This window comes from Blastococcus sp. SYSU D00868 (assembly GCF_054050575.1).
In genome coordinates, this window is the sequence record NZ_JBJGZO010000005.1 from 98,740 (window position 1) to 114,142 (window position 15,403).

The window sequence follows — 15,403 nt, forward strand, 5'->3', positions numbered from 1 at the left end:
GCCCGCCCCGGCGCGGGCGGCCCCGCCCCCCCCCGGCCGCCGCCGGCAGCCCCCCCCCCGGGGGGGCACCCCACGACGGAGCCCGAGGTGGGGGTGCTGCGGGAGGCTCAGGCCCCCGCGCGGGCGGCGCTGGCCAGCAGCAGCAGGGAGGCGTCGGCCGGCTCCAGCGGCCGGGCGAACAGGTAGCCCTGCGCCAGGTCGCAGCGGCCGTCGGCCAGCAGCCGCCGCTGCGCCTCGGACTCCACGCCCTCGGCGACGATCTCCAGGCCCAGCGTGCGGCCGAGTTCGATCATCCCGCGCACGATGGGCGGCATCACGCCGTCCTCACCGATGGTGGCGACGAACGAGCGGTCGATCTTCAGGACGTCGACCGTGAACTGCCGCAGGTGGGCCAGCGACGAGTAGCCGGTGCCGAAGTCGTCCAGGGCCAACCGTACCCCGAGCCCGCGCAGCGCCGCGAGGCACTCGCTGGCCCGGTCCGGGTCGCCGACCAGCGCCGTCTCGGTCACCTCGAGCACCAGCGCCGCCGGCGGCAGGCCGCTGACCCGCAGCGCCTCGGCGATGTGCCCGACCAGCTGCGGGGACGCCAGCTGCACCGCCGACACGTTGACCGCCATGGTCAGGTCCCGGCTGTGCTCGGCCCGCCACGCCGCGGCGGCGGTGCACGCCTCGCGCAGCACCCACGCGCCGATCTCCTCGATCAGCCCGGCGGCCTCGGCCACCGGCACGAACCGCTCCGGCGGCACCGCGCCGAGGGCGGGCGAGTCCCAGCGCAGCAGCGCCTCGAAGCCGGTGACCGTGTCGCCGGCGAGGTCGACCACCGGCTGGTAGACCAGCCGGAACTCCCCCGCCGCGAGCGCGCCCTGCAGCTCCTGCTCGAGCTCCCGCGCGGCGACGGCCGAGGCGCGCATGGCCGGGTCGAAGACCACCGAGCGGCCGCGGCCGGCGAGCTTCGCCGCGTACATCGCGATGTCGGCGTCGCCGAGCAGGGAGGCGCCGGTGGCCCCCGCGTCGCCGACGGCGATGCCGACGCTGCCGGAGACGGTGACGGACCGCCCGTCGAGCGGGATGGGCTCGGCCAGGGCGGCGAGCACCCGCCCGGCGGTGGCCACGGCCTCGTCGGGCCCGCCGCCGCACTGCTCGACCAGGACGGCGAACTCGTCGCCGCCCAGCCGGGCCACGGTGTCGTCGGCGCGGACCACCGAGCGCAGCCGCGCCGCGACCTCCCGGAGCAGGGCGTCGCCGGCCGGGTGCCCGAGGGTGTCGTTGACGCCCTTGAACCCGTCCAGGTCGATGAAGACGAGGGCCGGCTGCCCGTGGCCGCGGGCGCCGCGGCGCAGCGCCTGCTCGACCCGGTCGGTGAACAGGGCGCGGTTGGCCAGCCCGGTGAGGGAGTCGTGGAACGCCTGGTGGGCCAGGGCCTCCTCGGCCCGCTTGCGGTCGGTGATGTCGGTGACGTGCACGACGACGCCGCCCACGTCCGGGTCGTCGGTGAGGTCGACGACGCGGGTGCCGATCCAGCGGTCCTCCCCCGCGACGCGGCACCGCAGCTCCGCCCCGACGACGGCGCCGCCGGCGCGCAGCGCGCGCTGCCAGACCGTTCCGGCCTCCGTGGGCTCGGCGCCGCGCAGCTGCACGTACGAGCCGGCGGAGACCGGCTCCCCCGCCTCGTCGACGAAGACGTCGGCGACGCCGGCCGGGTCGCCCAGCAGCCGGCCCTCGCGGGTCAGCACGACCACCGCGTCGGACGAGTGGGCCGCCAGCGCGGCGCTGTACCGCTGCTGGGAGGACAGCCGGGCCCGGGCGGCGGCCTCGCCGCGCACCAGCAGCGCGGCCCGGACGAAGACCAGCACGGTCACCGCCAGCGTCGCCGACAGCAGCAGGCCGGGGGTCTCCTCGGCGCCTCTCGCGTCCAGGAGGAACTCCATGGCGGCGGGGACGAGCAGCGCCCCGAGACAGACCGCCAACCGGCTCAGGCCGCTGCGCACGGCGCTGCGGTGGTCCTCGACGAGCGCCGGCCCCTCGCCGCGGGGCAGCGTCGAGAGCGCGAGGAGCACCGCACCGGCCATCCAGCCGGTGTCGAGCCACAGGTTCATCAGGCCGGCGTCGGCGCCGAGCAGGTAGCCGAGGTCGCAGACCATCCAGACCCCTGCCCCGGCGGCCACGGTCAGCCCCGCGACCTCGCCGCGGCTGCGCTGCACCAGCAGCCGGATGACCAGCCCGACGAGCGCGGCGTCCAGCGCCGGGTACAGCGACCAGACCAGGCGGGTGCCGACGGGCAGCGCGGCGTCGGAGACGATCGAGGCGAGCGACAGCTGCCACACCAGCGCCAGCGCGGCGACGAAGACGACCAGGGCGTCGATCCAGCCCGCGACGATCTCGTCGCGGGTGCGCTCCCGCGTCCCGGCCAGCCGCCACAGCCCGGCGCCGAGCGCGGCATAGCCCGCGAGGTAGAAGCCGTCGGACGGCGCCACGTCGGCGCCGAGCTCGAGCCGGGCCTGCACCCACCAGCTCACGTCGCCGAGGAAGTACAGCGTCACGCCGAGCGCGATCAGCGAGACCGCGGGCCGGGTGCGCGCCGGCTGCCGGCAGCTGCCCCACCAGGCCAGCACCACGGCGGCCAGTTCCACCCCGTGGTAGATCGCCGAGCCGGCCAGGCTGCCGTAGACGGCGGCGTACACCGACAGCACCGCGACCACGGCGAGCACACCACCCGCCAGCCACGCCCACCTGTCTCGCGCCACGCATGCCTCCGTCGGCCGACGTCCTCGTCCGGGGAGGCATCGGTCCGGGAGGTGCGGGACTACACGAGCCGAAACCGACCCTCCCCCGGAGGGGTGAGGGCGGTGCGGTCAGCGCAGGACGGCGTCGACCAGGTGAGGGCCCGGCTCGGCGAGGGCGGCGCGCAGCTGGTCGGCGAGCTCCTGGGCGGTCGTCGCCCGGGTCGCCGGCACGCCCATGCCCTGCGCCAGCGCGACGAAGTCCAGGCCGGGCCCGCCGAGGTCCAGCAGCTTGCCGGCCCGCTCGCCGCCGCCGGAGGCGCCGACCCGGCCCAGCTCGTGCTCGAGGATCGCGTAGGAGCCGTTGTCGCAGACCACGACGGTGACGTCGAGCTGCTCACGGGCCATCGTCCACAGCGCGGAGATGGTGTACATGGCGCTGCCGTCGGCCTGGATGGCGAGCACCGGCCGGTCGGGGACGGCGACCGCGGCGCCCACCGCCAGGGGCAGACCGTCACCGATCGCGCCGCCGGTGAGCGACAGCCAGTCGTGCCGCGGCCCGCCCGACGTCAGCTCGGCCAGGCCGACGCCGGAGGTCAGCGCCTCGTCGACCACGACCGCCCGCTCGGGCAGCAGCGCGCCGATGACCGCGTTCATCGTCCGCGGGGTCAGCGGCCCGCTGGGCAGCTCCGGCCGGGACGCCTCGAGCAGCTCCGGCTCGGCCTCCTCGGCGACCAGCTCCGCGAGCTGCTGCAGCGCCGCGACGCCGTCCTCGCCGGGCTCGGACAGCACGTGCAGCCGGCAGTCCTCGGGCACCGGGGTGCCGGGGGTGTCGGGATAGGCGAAGAAGTGCACCGGCGGCTGCGCGCCGGCCACCACCAGGTGCGCGGTGCCGGCCAGGGCGGCCATCGCCATCTCCGGCGGGTAGGGCAGCCGCGGCAGGTCGGGCAGCCCGGCGCCGCGCAGGGTGCGCGCGGGGAACGTCTCGCTCATCAGCCGGGCGCCGGTGCCCGCCGCGACCTGCGCCGCCGCCCGCAGCCCGGCCTCCGACGCGACGACGTCCCCGCCGACGAACAGCACCACCGGCTCCCCCGAGCGCAGCGCCGCGGCGACCGCCGTGAGCCGGTAGCCGGTCGGGGCGGGCGCGTAGCGGGACCCGGGCGGGCCGGCGGGCTCGGCGCCCTCGGACCAGGAGACGTCGGCCGGCAGCAGCAGCGTGGCCACCTGGCCGCGCGCCGCGGCGGCCACCGCGTCGACCGCGTCGGCGGCGACGTCGGCCGGCGACAGCGACCGGCGCACCCAGCCCGAGACGGTGCCGGCGAGCGCGTCGACGTCGGACTCCAGCGGCGCGTCGAGCCGCTTGTGCGAGCGGGCGTGGTCGCCGACCACGTTGAGCACCGGCGCGCCGCCCCGGCGGGCGTTGTGCAGGTTGGCCAGCCCGTTGCCCAGCCCCGGCCCGAGGTGCAGCAGCGTCGCCGCGGGCCGCCCGGTCATCCGCGCGTACCCGTCGGCCGCGCCGGTCGCGACGCCCTCGAACAGGGTCAGCACGCCGCGCATCTCCGGGACGTCGTCCAGGGCGGCGACGAAGTGCATCTCCGAGGTGCCGGGGTTGGCGAAGCAGACGTCGACCCCCGCGGCCACCAGCGTGCGGACCAGGGCCTGTGCACCGTTCACGACCGCGACCCTCGCACGCCGACGCGGGCGCCGCTGGGCCAGACTGACGGCGCCGACGCCGACCGGACGAGGAGCCATGGCCGCCCCGCAGCACACCCCCGCCCCGCAGACCCGCCCGCACCCGGCGTTCAGCGCGCTGGTCGGGCTGACCTCCCTCGGCGTGCTGCTCCAGGGCCTGTGGGCCGGGCTGTTCCTCCGCCGGGACGGCGACCGGGACACCTGGGTGTCGGTGCACCAGCACGCCGCCGAGGCCACGATCGTCCTGGCCCTCCTGGCCATGGTCGCCGCGCTGGTGTGGATGCGGCACAACCGGCCCGCCGTCGTCGGGACGGTGCTGCTGCTCGTCCTGCTGGTGGTCGAGTACCTCCTCGGGCTCGCCGGCAACGAGTCGGTCGCCGTCGTCTTCCACGTGCCGCTGGCGCTGCTGCTGATGGCGCTGGCCGTGTACGTACCGGTGCTCGCCCGCCGCCGCTGACCCGCTCGGCGGTGACACCACCGCTGACACCACTCACGCTTGACGTGACACCACAGTGGTGTCACAGTGACGTCATGGACCTCACCCCCTTCATCGACCAGCTCCGCCGCGACCTGCTCACCGCGGCCGACGCCGGGGGCGAGGAGGCCCGCGCCCTGGCGGAGCGGCTCACCGCCCCGCTGGAGTCCTCGGTCCGCCTGGCGCTGCTCAGCGCGCTCTCCCAGGCGGCCGAGGAGATCACCGCCGGCCTGGCTCCCGGCGCCGTCGACGTGCGACTGCGCGGCAGCGAGCTCGGCTTCGCCGTCACCCCTCCCCCGGTCGAGGCGCCGGCCGCCGCCGACCCCCCGGCGCCGGAGGCCACCGAGGCCCCGGTGGTCGACCTCGACGAGGGCGGCACCCTGCGCATCACCCTGCGGCTGCCCGAGCAGCTCAAGGGCCGGGTCGACGAGGCGGCGACCCGCCTCGGCGTCTCGGTGAACACCTGGCTCGTCCGGGCCGTGGCCACCGCGCTGGAGCCCGGCCCCCGCCCGTCGTCCGACGCCCGCCGCGGCCGTCGGTCCGGCGGCTCGCAGTACACCGGCTGGGCGCGCTAGCGCCGGCCCGCCCCACCCGCACCGCCCACCCCGGCCGACCGGTCCGGGGGCGATCCCCCCTGCCCTGAGGAAGGCGCAGCCATGCCCACGTTCGACACCCCCGGCCCCATCGCGGCCCGCATCGAGGTCGTCTCCGGCACCGTCTCCGTCCGCGCCGACGACCGGCACGACACCGTCGTCACCGTCCGCCCCCGCAACGAGCGCAGCGCCGCCGACGTCAGCGCCGCCGAGCAGACGCAGGTCACCTTCGTCGCCGGCGAGCTGCTCGTCCGGTCGACCACCCGGCCGCGGCTGCTGTTCTTCGGCTCCGGCCCGGAGATCGAGGTGGACGTCGTGCTGCCCGCCGGCTCCTCGCTCGACGTCCGCACGACCGCCGGCGAGATCACCTGCACCGGCCGGCTCGGCGCCGTCGACCTGCAGAGCCGGCACGGCGACCTGCGCCTGGACCGCGCCGGCAGCCTGCGCGCCCGCACGTCCAGCGGCAACGTCTCCGCCGCGGCCGTCGGCGGCGAGACCGAGGTGAGCACGTCCTACGGCAACGTCCGCGTCGGCGAGACCGCCGGCCCGGCCCGGCTGGGCACCGGCTACGGCGACGTGACCGTCGACCGGGCGCTGGGGTCGCTGAGCGGCAGCACCAGATACGGGCAGGTGCGGGTCGGCGAGGCCGTCCGCGGCTCGCTGGTCCTGGAGACCGCCTACGGCGAGGTCGAGGCCGGCGTCCGCGAGGGGACGGCGGCCTGGCTCGACGTCTCCTCCGGCGCGGGGCGCATCCGCAACCTGCTGACCGAGAGCGACGGGCCCGAGGACGCCACGGAGACCGTCGAGATCCACGCCCGCACCTCGTACGGCGACATCCTCATCCGCCGGGCCTGAGAGGACCTGACATGACCCCCGCCATCGCGGTCACCGGACTGCGCAAGTCCTACGGGCCGACGGTCGTCCTCGACGGCCTCGACCTCACCGTGCCCGAGGGAACGGTGTACGCCCTGCTCGGCCCGAACGGGGCCGGCAAGACCACGACCGTCGACGTCCTCTCCACCCTCGTCCGCGCCGACGCCGGGGAGATCCGCATCGCCGGGCACGACCTCGCCCGCGACCCGGCCGCCGTCCGCGCCGCGATCGCGCTGACCGGCCAGTTCTCCGCCGTCGACGGCCTGCTCACCGGCGCCGAGAACCTCCGGCTGATGGCCGACCTGCATCACCTCGGCCGGGCCGAGGGCCGGCGCCGGGCCGCCGAGCTGCTCGACCGCTTCGACCTCGCCGCCGCGGCCGACCAGGTGCCCAGCACCTACTCCGGCGGCATGCGGCGGCGGCTGGACCTCGCGATGGGGCTCATGGGCGACCCGAGCGTGGTCTTCCTCGACGAGCCGACGACCGGGCTGGACCCGCGCAGCCGGCGCGCGATGTGGGACGTCGTCCGCGGGCTGGTCGCCGACGGGGTGACGATCCTGCTCACCACCCAGTACCTGGAGGAGGCCGACCAGCTCGCCGACCGGATCGGCGTCCTGGACGGCGGCCGGCTGGTCGCCGAGGGCACCGCCGACGAGCTCAAGCGGATGGTGCCCGGCGGGTCGGTCCGCCTGGAGTTCGCCGCACCTGGGCCGCTGCACCGGGCGGCCCGCGTGCTGGGTGTGCCGGCGGGCGACGAGGGCGCGCTCGCCCTCGAGGTGCCCGGCGACGGCGGCGTCGTCGCGCTCAAGGCCCTGCTCGCCCGGCTCGACGACGCCGGCGTCGAGGTCGCCGGCCTCACCGTGCACACGCCCGACCTGGACGACGTCTTCCTGGCCCTCACCGGCCGCCCGGCCATCCTCGAGGGGATCGCATGACCGCCCTGGCCCTGACCGCGCGCGACTCGGCGACGATGCTGCGCCGCAACCTCCGGCGCGCCCTGCGCTACCCGGGGCTCACGGTGATCGTCGCCGCGATGCCGATCGTCTTCCTGTTGCTGTTCGTCTACGTCTTCGGCGGGACGCTCGGCGCGGGGCTGGGCGGCCCGGCCGGCGGCCGTGCCGAGTACCTCGACTACGTCGTCCCCGGGATCCTGGTCCTGGCCGTCACCGGCGGCGCCCAGGGGACGGCGATCGGCATCGCGATGGACATGACCGAGGGCGTCATCGCCCGGTTCCGCACCATGTCGATCGCCCGGGCGTCGGTGCTCACCGGCCACGTCGTCGGCGCCGTGGTCCAGACGGTGGTCGGCCTGGCCCTCGTCGTCGCCGTCGCGCTGCTCGTCGGGTTCCGGCCGGACGCCGGCGCGCTCGAGTGGCTGGCCGCGGTCGGCGTCCTGGTGATGGTCGCCTTCGCGCTCTCCTGGCTGTCGGTCGCGATGGGGCTGGCCACCAAGACCGTGGAGGCGGCCAGCAACGTGCCGATGCCGCTCATGCTGCTGCCCTTCTTCGGCAGCGGGTTCGTGCCGGTGGACTCCATGCCGGCCGGCCTGCGCTGGTTCGCCGAGTACCAGCCGTTCACGCCGATGATCGAGACGCTGCGCGGGCTGCTGACCGGCACGGCGATCGGCTCGAGCGCGGCGCTGGCGGTCGCGTGGTGCGCGGCCATCGCGCTGGCCGGCCATGCGTGGGCGCGGCGGAACTACGAGCGCCGCCCCGCCCGCTGACCCTCCCGCGACGAGATCTGCACACTCGTCACCATCAGCGGCTGATGGCGCCGAGTGTGCAGATCTCGTCCGCGTGGGTCAGCGCTTGAGCTGGTAGTCCTTGAGCAGGGCGCGGCTGATGATCGTCTTCTGGATCTCGCTGGTGCCCTCGCCGATGAGCAGGAACGGCGCCTCGCGCATGAGCCGCTCGATCTCGTACTCCTTGGAGTAGCCGTAGCCGCCGTGGATGCGGAACGCCTCCTGGGTGACCTCGGCGGCGTACTCGGAGGCGAGCATCTTGGCCATGCCGGCCTCGACGTCGGAGCGCTCGCCGGCGTCCTTCAGCCGGGCGGCGCGGACCATCATCGTGTGCGCGGCCTCGACCTTGGTGGCCATCTCGGCGAGCTTGAACGCGATCGCCTGGTGCTGGGCGATCGGCTTGCCGAAGGTCTCCCGCTGCTGGGCGTACTGGATGCCGAGCTCGAAGGCGCGGATGGCGATGCCGCAGCCGCGGGCGGCGACGTTGACCCGGCCGACCTCGACCCCGTCCATCATCTGCGCGAACCCGCGGCCGGGCTCCCCGCCCAGGATCGCGTCCGCGCCGATCCGGTAGCCGTCGAACACCAGCTCGGTGGTGTCGACGCCCTTGTAGCCCATCTTGTCGATCTTGCCGGGGATGGTCAGGCCGGGGGCGACCTCGCCGAAGCCGCGGGGCTTCTCCACCAGGAACGTGGTCAGGTTCTGGTGCGCCCGCTCGTGGCCGAGGTCGGTCTTCACCAGCGCCGCGACCAGCGAGGAGGAGCCGCCGTTGGTCAGCCACATCTTCTGGCCGTCGATGACGTAGTCGTCGCCGTCGCGCACGGCCTTGGTGCGGATCGCGGCGACGTCGGAGCCCAGGCCGGGCTCGGACATCGAGAACGCGCCGGTCACCTCGCCGGTGGCCATGCGTGGCAGCAGCCGCTCCTTCTGCTCGGCGGTGCCGTGCTGGCGGAGCATGTAGGCGACGATGAAGTGGGTGTTGATCACGCCGGAGACGCTCATCCAGCCGCGGGCGATCTCCTCGACCGCCAGCGCGTAGGTCAGCAGCGACTCCCCCAGCCCGCCGTACTCCTCGGGGATCATCAGCCCGAAGATGCCGAGCTCCTTGAGCCCCTCGACGATCTCGGTCGGGTACTCGTCGGCGTGCTCCAGCTCCTGGGCGGCCGGGATGATCTCCTTGTCCACGAAGGTCCGGACCGTGGACAGGATCTCCTGCTGCACGTCGGTCAGGTCGGCGGTCTGGGCGAGACGGGCCATCGGTTGCGCTCCTCCGGGACTCCGGTGTCCGTTGTTACTCGCGAGTATGCGGGACGGACAGCCGCCCCTCAGCATGGCGCCGGTCACCCCCGGCGTCCCCCGCGGCTAGCGTCGGTGCGGATGACCCGCTCCCGTCCGCTCCGTCGCGCCGCGCTCGCCGCCACCCTGGCCGCCGTCCTGCTGACCGGCTGTGGTGGCGACGGCGGGGACGACGCCGGCGGCGCCACGCCGACCGGCGCGCCGGCTCCCGCGCAGGCGGCCGAGTCCGCGGGCGCCGCGCTCGACCCCGCCACGGTGCGCAACGCCGGCGAGGCGGCGCTCGCCCTCGCCCTGCGCTCCTCGGACCTGCCGGCGGGCTGGTCGGTGCAGGCCAACCCGGTGCCCGAGGGCAGTGACCTGGCCGGCAACCCGAGCCTCGAGGGGATCTGCGGCGTCACCTTCGCCTCCGAGGAGCGGCGGGTGCTGAAGTTCCCCGTCGTCGGGCTGGACCCGCGGGACGCGCCCGCCGTGGCCTCGGAGGCGATCGCCTACGACTCGGCGGCCTCGGGCGCCCTCGCGCTGACCGAGCTGCGCGACGCCCTGTCGGCGTGCCCGGCCGACGACCGCACGTTCGCCGAGCCGCCGCTGGTGGAGGGCCTGGCCGAGGACGTCGTGGTGGCGCGCTACCGGCTCGCCGACGGCACCACCCAGGACGTGATCGCCCAGGGGCGTGGCGCGGTGGTGTCCGTGCTGATCGCGGAGGATCCTGCGGCGGGCGCGGCAGCCGCCCAGGGCATCGCGGCGCGGCTGCGGGCCCTGCCGCCGGCCGCGGTCGGCCAGTGACCGGGAGGACTCCGTGAGCAGCGACGACTTCTACCGCGGCGACCCGCCGCCGGCGTACGGGCAGCCGGTGTACGGCCAGCCCGCGTACGGGGAGCCGGTGTACGGCCAGCCCGCGTACGGGCAGCCGGTGTACGCACCGCCGGCCTACGGCCCGCCGCCCGGTTACGGCCCGCCGGGGTACGGCCCGCCGGGGTACGGCCCGCCGCCGGGGTACCCGCCGTTCGCCTACCGGCGGCCGACCAACACCCTGGCGATCCTGGCCCTGGTGTTCATCTTCGTGTTCGCGCCCGCGAGCCTGGTCCTCGGCCTGGTCGCCCGGCGGCAGATCCGCGAGACCGGCGAGGAGGGCGACGGCATGGCGCTGGCCGGCGTGATCGTCGGCGGGATCGCGGTCGGCTTCTTCGTGCTGGCGATCCTGTTCTTCGTCGTCGCGGCGGTCTCGTTCAGCCCCTGACCCGCCGCCGAGATCTGCACACCCGTCGCCATCAGCCGCCGATGGCGACGGGTGTGCAGATCTCGTCGGGGCTCAGCCCTCCGGCGGGGTGAAGGTCGAGGTGCGCTGCATCCCGGCGGCCCGGCCCTTGCCGGCGATCACCAGGGCCATCTTGCGGCTCGCCTCGTCGATCATCTCGTCGCCGAGCATCGCCGAGCCCTTCTTGCCACCGGCCTCGGACGTGTACCAGTCGTAGGCGTCGAGGATCAGCTCGGCGTGGTCGTAGTCCTCCTGGCTCGGCGCGTAGATCTCGTTGGCCGCGTCGATCTGGCCCGGGTGCAGCACCCACTTGCCGTCGAACCCGAGGACGGCGGACCGCTTGGCCACCTCGCGGAACGCGTCGACGTCGCGCACCTGGAGGAACGGCCCGTCGATGGCCTGCACGCCGCGGGCGCGGGCGGCCATCAGGATCTGCATGAGGATGTAGTGGAACGGGTCGCCCGGGTAGTCCGGGTGCAGCGCCCCGACCACCAGCGACTTCATGTTGATGCTGGCCATGAAGTCGGCCGGGCCGAAGATGATCGTCTCGATCCGCGGGCTGGCGAACGCGATGTCGTTGACGTTGATCAGGCCCTGCGCGGTCTCGATCTGCGCCTCGATGCCGATCCGGCCGACCTCCAGGCCGTTGGCCTTCTCGATCTGGGTGAGCAGGAAGTCCAGCGCCCGCACCTGGGCGGCGTCGGCCACCTTGGGCAGCATGATGCAGTCCAGCTCGGCCCCGGCGCCCTCGACCACCTCGATGACGTCGCGGTAGGTCCACTCCGTCGTCCAGTCGTTGACCCGGACGGTGCGGATCTTGTCGCCCCAGCCGCCCTCGTTCAGCGCCGCGACGATGTTCTTGCGGGCGCCGGGCTTGGCCAGCGGCGCGCAGGCGTCCTCCAGGTCCAGGAACACCTGGTCGGCGTCCAGCCCCTTGGCCTTCTCCAGGAACCGCGGGTTGCTGCCCGGGACGGCCAGGTTGGAACGGCGGGAACGGAGCTCGGCCACGGTGCCTCCTGCTGCTGGGGTCCGGCGGCGTCCACACCGCCTGTTCGGTTACCGGAGGGTAATGACGGCGTGATCACCGCGCCCTGCCGGGGCGGGACTACGTGGCGGGTTCCACGAGCGTCGCCGGCCGGCTGCCCCGGACCACCAGCGCCACCCCGGCCACGACGAGGGCGACGCCGGGCAGCGCCAGCAGCGGCGGCAGCTGCCCGAGCAGGACCAGCGCGAACAGCAGCGCGCCGGGCACCTCCAGCAGCACGACCAGGCTGACCATGGTCGGCCCGACCGAGGCCAGCACCAGGTTGAGCAGCGTGTGCCCGAGCAGCTGCGCGCAGAAGGTGATGCCCGCGATCAGCCACCAGTCCTCGGCCGGGAACCCGCCCAGCGGGGTCGAGGTGACCGCGGCGGCGACGGCGATCGCGGCCGCGCACACGCCGTAGCAGACGACGGCGTAGGCCGAGGTCGACAGCCGCTGGCGGGCCCGGGCCCCGGCCAGCACGTAGCCGCCGGCGCAGATCGCGCCGAGCAGCGCCAGCGCGTCGCCGAGCAGCGCCTCCCCGCTGACGGTGACGTCGACGCCCGCGATCAGCGCGACGCCGACCACCGCCAGCACCAGCCCGCCCCACACCGCGCCGGGCAACCGCACCCCGGCGATCCGCGCCGCCAGCGCCGTCCAGATGGGGGTGGTGGTGACCAGCGCCGTCGAGGCGGCGACCGTCGTCATCGACAGGCTGGGCAGCCACGAGGCGAAGTGCGCGGCCAGGAACAGCCCGGCGACGACGGAGCTGCCGAGGTCGCGCGGCCGCAGACCGCGCAGCGTCGCCCGCTCGCGCAGCAGCAGCACGGGCAGCAGGACGGCGGCGCCGGCGGCGTTGCGCCAGAACGCCAGCGCCAGCATCGGGGCGCCGAGCAGCGTGGTGAGCGGGGCGGAGAGGCTGATCCCGACGACGGCCAGCGACAGCAGCCCGACGTCGCGCGGCCCCGGCCGGTGCACCGCCCACGCGGCGGCCCCGTTCGGAGGCTCGCGGCGAGCGGAGCGAGGCGTGAGAGGAACGGGGTCCTTCGTCACGAGGGGACGCGGATCCGCCCGGAGGCCACCGGGACGACGGAGCCGGCCACCGTCGCCGCCGTCACGCGGCCTCCCGCCGCGGTCACCGTGCAGGTGAGCAGCGAGGGGCGGCCCATCGCCTCGCCCTGGTGGACGACGTAGTCGCTGGTGCCCTCGCCGGCGAGCAGGCCGTTGGCCACCAGCCAGACGCCGGTGCCCAGCGCGGCCGACCCCGTCGCCGGGTCCTCGGCCCAGCCCAGCCCCTCGGCGAAGACGCGGGCGCGGGCGGTGGAGGTGGCCCCGTCCCAGGCGAGCACCGAGACGCCGTGGGCGACGCCGAGCGCGGCCAGCGCGGCGGCGTCGGGGGCGGCCGTGTCGACGACCTCCGGGTGGACCGCGAGGTAGGTGAAGGGCAGGCCGCAACCGGCCACGTCGGCGCGCGGGCCCGCGACGTCGGCGGCCGACAGACCCATCGCCTGCGCCAGCGCGCCGGGTGGCGGGCCGTCCTCGAGCGTGGGCCGGCCGCCGGTGAGGCGGGCGCCGTCGGCGTCCACGACGACGTCCAGCACGCCGGCCCCGCACTCCTGGCGGACCGTGCCGGCCGGCAGCCGGCCGGTGCGCACCAGCGTGTGCGCGGCGCCGACGCTGGGGTGCCCGGCGAAGGGCAGCTCGACGTGCGGGGTGAAGATCCGCACCTCGTAGTCGCCGCCCCGGCGCGGCGCGGACAGGAACGACGTCTCCGACAGGGAGAACTCGTTCGCCAGCGCCTGGCACTGCGCGGTGCTCAGCCCGTCGGCGTCGAACACGACCGCCAGCGCGTTCCCGGCGAACGCCCGGGGGGCGAACACGTCGACGATCTCGTAGGCCAGCTCTGCCGGGGCGGTCACGGCCCCCGACGGTAGCCTCAGCGGCCATGACGACGGTGACGCGGGCATACGTCTCGCGGCTCGCCGGTCTGGCGGTCTTCGACCCGAACGGCGACCGGGTGGGCAAGGTCCGCGACGTCGTCATCGCCCTGCGGGTCGGCACCGCCTCCCCGCGGGTGCTCGGGCTGGTGCTCGAGGTGGTCGCCCGCCGCCGGATCTTCGTGCCGATGGGCCGGGTGACCTCGGTCGACCCCGGCGCGGTGGTGCTCGCCTCGGGCACGATCAACCTCAAGCGCTTCGAGCAGCGCCGCGGCGAGACGCTGGTGCTCGGCGAGCTGCTCGACCGCACCGTCACGATCACCGAGTCCGGCCGGCGGGCCACCGTCGTCGACGCCGGGATGGAGCAGCAGCGCACCGGCGAGTGGCTGATCACCCGGCTCGCCGTCCAGGAGCCCGGCCGGCTGGGCCGCCGTGGGCAGCTGCACCAGCTGGCCTGGGACGAGGTCACCGGGCTGGGGCTCTCCGAGCACGGGCAGGGCGCCGAGACGCTGATCGCCACCTACCGCGAGCTCAACGCCGCCGACCTCGCGCACGCCCTGCAGGACCTGCCGATCAAGCGCCGGCACGAGGTCGCCGAGGCCCTCGACGACGAGCGGCTCGCCGACGTCCTGGGCGAGCTGCCCGAGGCCGAGCAGATCACCATCCTGGGCACGCTCGCCGAGGCGCGCGCCGCCGACGTGCTCGAGGAGATGGACCCCGACGACGCGGCGGACCTGCTGGCCGAGCTGTCCAACGTCGACCGCAACCGGCTGCTGGAGCTCATGGAGCCCGACGAGGCCGAGCCGGTCCGCCAGCTCCTGCAGTACTCCGAGGACACCGCCGGCGGCATCATGACCAGCGAGCCGGTCATCCTCACCCCCGACGCGACGATCGCCGAGGCGCTGGCCCGCGTCCGGGCGCCGGAGCTGACCCCCGCCCTGGCCAGTCAGGTCTACGTGTGCCGCCCGCCGTCGGCCACCCCGACCGGCCGCTACCTGGGGCTGGCGCACATCCAGCGGCTGCTGCGCGAGCCGCCGTCCAGCCTGGTCAGCGGGGTGCTCGACGACCTGGACCCGCTGACGCCGGGCGCGCCGCTGGCCGAGGTCACCCGCTACTTCGCCACCTACAACCTGGTCGCCGCGCCGGTCGTCGACGACCAGGGCCGGCTGGTCGGCGCGGTCAGCGTGGACGACGTCCTGGACCACCTGCTCCCCGAGGACTGGCGCGAGCGGGCCCGACGTGGCTGACCCGGGCCGGCGGCTCGACGTCCCGCGGGGGCGGGCGCGCGGTCTCGGCAGCTTCCTGCGGCTGGACCCCGACGCGGTGGGCCGGTTCGCCGAGGGCATCGCCCGGTTCCTGGGCACCGGCCGGTTCCTCGCCGTCCAGACGATCATCGTCATCGCCTGGATCACGCTGAACGTCGCCGCCGTCCGGCTGCGCTGGGACCCCTACCCGTTCATCCTGCTCAACCTGGCCTTCTCCACCCAGGCCGCCTACGCCGCGCCGCTGATCCTGCTGGCGCAGAACCGGCAGGCCGACCGCGACCGGGTGCAGGCCGAGGAGGACCGCGCCCGCGCCGCGACCACCCGCGCCGACACCGAGTACCTGGCCCGGGAGCTGGCGGCGCTGCGGGTGGCGATCGGCGAGCTGGCCACCCGCGACTTCATCCGCGGCGAGCTCGGCCGGATCCTGGAGGACGAGGGCGACCGGCGGGACGAGAAGCCGCGCAAGAAGAAGGACCGGGACAAGGACCGGGACGCCGCCCGCCCCTAGCGCCGGCCCCTGGCGCCGGCCTCTGGC

The 15,403-nt window shown here is 75.5% G+C and carries 15 protein-coding genes; 9 read left to right on the plus strand and 6 right to left on the minus strand.

All coding sequences use genetic code 11. The annotated features are described in order from the left end of the window. Positions 1 to 107 precede the first annotated feature (107 nt). Together ACI79F_RS06335 and ACI79F_RS06340 are read right to left on the minus strand one after the other, a co-directional pair. Positions 108 to 2,744 carry a putative bifunctional diguanylate cyclase/phosphodiesterase gene (locus tag ACI79F_RS06335; RefSeq protein ID WP_456546365.1) on the minus strand — a complete coding sequence of 879 codons (2,637 nt, stop codon included), beginning with the start codon at positions 2,742 to 2,744 and terminating at the stop codon, positions 108 to 110. 108 nt (positions 2,745 to 2,852) lie between these two features. Next, entirely contained in the window at positions 2,853 to 4,394 is a 1,542-nt protein-coding gene (locus ACI79F_RS06340) for an acetolactate synthase large subunit (RefSeq protein WP_456546364.1), read from the minus strand. A gap of 76 nt (positions 4,395 to 4,470) precedes the next feature. Here ACI79F_RS06340 and ACI79F_RS06345 point away from each other — a divergent pair, with 76 nt between their 5' ends. From ACI79F_RS06345 to ACI79F_RS06365, 5 genes are all read left to right on the plus strand, one after another. Continuing rightward, positions 4,471 to 4,869 (plus strand): hypothetical protein, encoded by a 399-nt coding sequence (locus ACI79F_RS06345; protein ID WP_456546363.1) that lies wholly within the window; start codon positions 4,471 to 4,473, stop codon positions 4,867 to 4,869. Between the two features lie 74 nt (positions 4,870 to 4,943). Beyond that, on the plus strand, positions 4,944 to 5,462 hold the full coding sequence (locus ACI79F_RS06350) for a hypothetical protein (RefSeq protein ID WP_456546362.1): 519 nt from the start codon (positions 4,944 to 4,946) through the stop codon (positions 5,460 to 5,462). Between the two features lie 81 nt (positions 5,463 to 5,543). Beyond that, a complete protein-coding gene (locus ACI79F_RS06355) occupies positions 5,544 to 6,335 on the plus strand; it encodes a DUF4097 family beta strand repeat-containing protein (protein WP_456546361.1) in 792 nt (263 codons plus the stop codon). Positions 6,336 to 6,346: 11 nt separating this feature from the next. Continuing rightward, positions 6,347 to 7,288 carry an ATP-binding cassette domain-containing protein gene (locus ACI79F_RS06360; protein ID WP_456546360.1) on the plus strand — a complete coding sequence of 314 codons (942 nt, stop codon included), beginning with the start codon at positions 6,347 to 6,349 and terminating at the stop codon, positions 7,286 to 7,288. Continuing rightward, complete coding sequence (locus tag ACI79F_RS06365; RefSeq protein ID WP_456546359.1) at positions 7,285 to 8,076, plus strand: ABC transporter permease; 792 nt, start codon at positions 7,285 to 7,287, stop codon at positions 8,074 to 8,076. The genes ACI79F_RS06360 and ACI79F_RS06365 overlap by 4 nt, the downstream gene beginning before the upstream one ends. Positions 8,077 to 8,154: 78 nt before the next feature. On the opposite strand, the gene ACI79F_RS06370 is transcribed toward ACI79F_RS06365, so the two are convergent. Next, complete coding sequence (locus tag ACI79F_RS06370) at positions 8,155 to 9,351, minus strand: acyl-CoA dehydrogenase family protein (RefSeq protein WP_456546358.1); 1,197 nt, start codon at positions 9,349 to 9,351, stop codon at positions 8,155 to 8,157. Positions 9,352 to 9,471: 120 nt separating this feature from the next. Between ACI79F_RS06370 and ACI79F_RS06375 the strand changes: the two genes are divergently transcribed. Next, positions 9,472 to 10,173: a hypothetical protein gene (locus tag ACI79F_RS06375; protein WP_456546357.1), complete on the plus strand. Its 702-nt coding sequence runs from the start codon at positions 9,472 to 9,474 to the stop codon at positions 10,171 to 10,173. Between the two features lie 13 nt (positions 10,174 to 10,186). After that, positions 10,187 to 10,627, plus strand: a complete 441-nt coding sequence (locus tag ACI79F_RS06380; RefSeq protein ID WP_456546356.1) for a DUF4190 domain-containing protein — start codon at positions 10,187 to 10,189, stop codon at positions 10,625 to 10,627. Positions 10,628 to 10,699: 72 nt separating this feature from the next. Here the strand turns inward: ACI79F_RS06380 and ACI79F_RS06385 are convergent, their stop codons facing one another. The 3 genes from ACI79F_RS06385 to ACI79F_RS06395 form a co-directional block, all read right to left on the minus strand. After that, positions 10,700 to 11,653, minus strand: a complete 954-nt coding sequence (locus ACI79F_RS06385; protein ID WP_456546355.1) for an HpcH/HpaI aldolase/citrate lyase family protein — start codon at positions 11,651 to 11,653, stop codon at positions 10,700 to 10,702. Between the two features lie 97 nt (positions 11,654 to 11,750). Next, positions 11,751 to 12,644 carry a DMT family transporter gene (locus tag ACI79F_RS06390; protein ID WP_456546354.1) on the minus strand — a complete coding sequence of 298 codons (894 nt, stop codon included), beginning with the start codon at positions 12,642 to 12,644 and terminating at the stop codon, positions 11,751 to 11,753. Positions 12,645 to 12,715: 71 nt separating this feature from the next. Further along, the gene (locus ACI79F_RS06395; protein WP_456546353.1) at positions 12,716 to 13,585 is read right to left on the minus strand and encodes a PhzF family phenazine biosynthesis protein; all 870 of its coding nucleotides are present in this window, start codon (positions 13,583 to 13,585) and stop codon (positions 12,716 to 12,718) included. Between the two features lie 26 nt (positions 13,586 to 13,611). Here ACI79F_RS06395 and ACI79F_RS06400 point away from each other — a divergent pair, with 26 nt between their 5' ends. Both ACI79F_RS06400 and ACI79F_RS06405 read left to right on the plus strand, forming a co-directional pair. Next, positions 13,612 to 14,850 (plus strand): magnesium transporter MgtE N-terminal domain-containing protein, encoded by a 1,239-nt coding sequence (locus ACI79F_RS06400; protein ID WP_456546352.1) that lies wholly within the window; start codon positions 13,612 to 13,614, stop codon positions 14,848 to 14,850. Continuing rightward, positions 14,843 to 15,376 (plus strand): DUF1003 domain-containing protein, encoded by a 534-nt coding sequence (locus ACI79F_RS06405; protein ID WP_456546351.1) that lies wholly within the window; start codon positions 14,843 to 14,845, stop codon positions 15,374 to 15,376. Before ACI79F_RS06400 ends, ACI79F_RS06405 begins: the two co-directional genes overlap by 8 nt. Positions 15,377 to 15,403: the final 27 nt, after the last annotated feature.

What these genes read in the sequence shown, in the direction of transcription:
- ACI79F_RS06400 (WP_456546352.1), top strand. Translation starts at nt 13,612, where the DNA reads ATGACGACGGTGACGCGGGCATACGTCTCGCGGCTCGCCGGTCTGGCG.
- ACI79F_RS06365 (WP_456546359.1), top strand. Translation starts at nt 7,285, where the DNA reads ATGACCGCCCTGGCCCTGACCGCGCGCGACTCGGCGACGATGCTGCGC.
- ACI79F_RS06360 (WP_456546360.1), top strand. Translation starts at nt 6,347, where the DNA reads ATGACCCCCGCCATCGCGGTCACCGGACTGCGCAAGTCCTACGGGCCG.
- ACI79F_RS06370 (WP_456546358.1), bottom strand. Translation starts at nt 9,351, where the DNA reads ATGGCCCGTCTCGCCCAGACCGCCGACCTGACCGACGTGCAGCAGGAG.
- ACI79F_RS06355 (WP_456546361.1), top strand. Translation starts at nt 5,544, where the DNA reads ATGCCCACGTTCGACACCCCCGGCCCCATCGCGGCCCGCATCGAGGTC.
- ACI79F_RS06345 (WP_456546363.1), top strand. Translation starts at nt 4,471, where the DNA reads ATGGCCGCCCCGCAGCACACCCCCGCCCCGCAGACCCGCCCGCACCCG.
- ACI79F_RS06375 (WP_456546357.1), top strand. Translation starts at nt 9,472, where the DNA reads ATGACCCGCTCCCGTCCGCTCCGTCGCGCCGCGCTCGCCGCCACCCTG.
- ACI79F_RS06350 (WP_456546362.1), top strand. Translation starts at nt 4,944, where the DNA reads ATGGACCTCACCCCCTTCATCGACCAGCTCCGCCGCGACCTGCTCACC.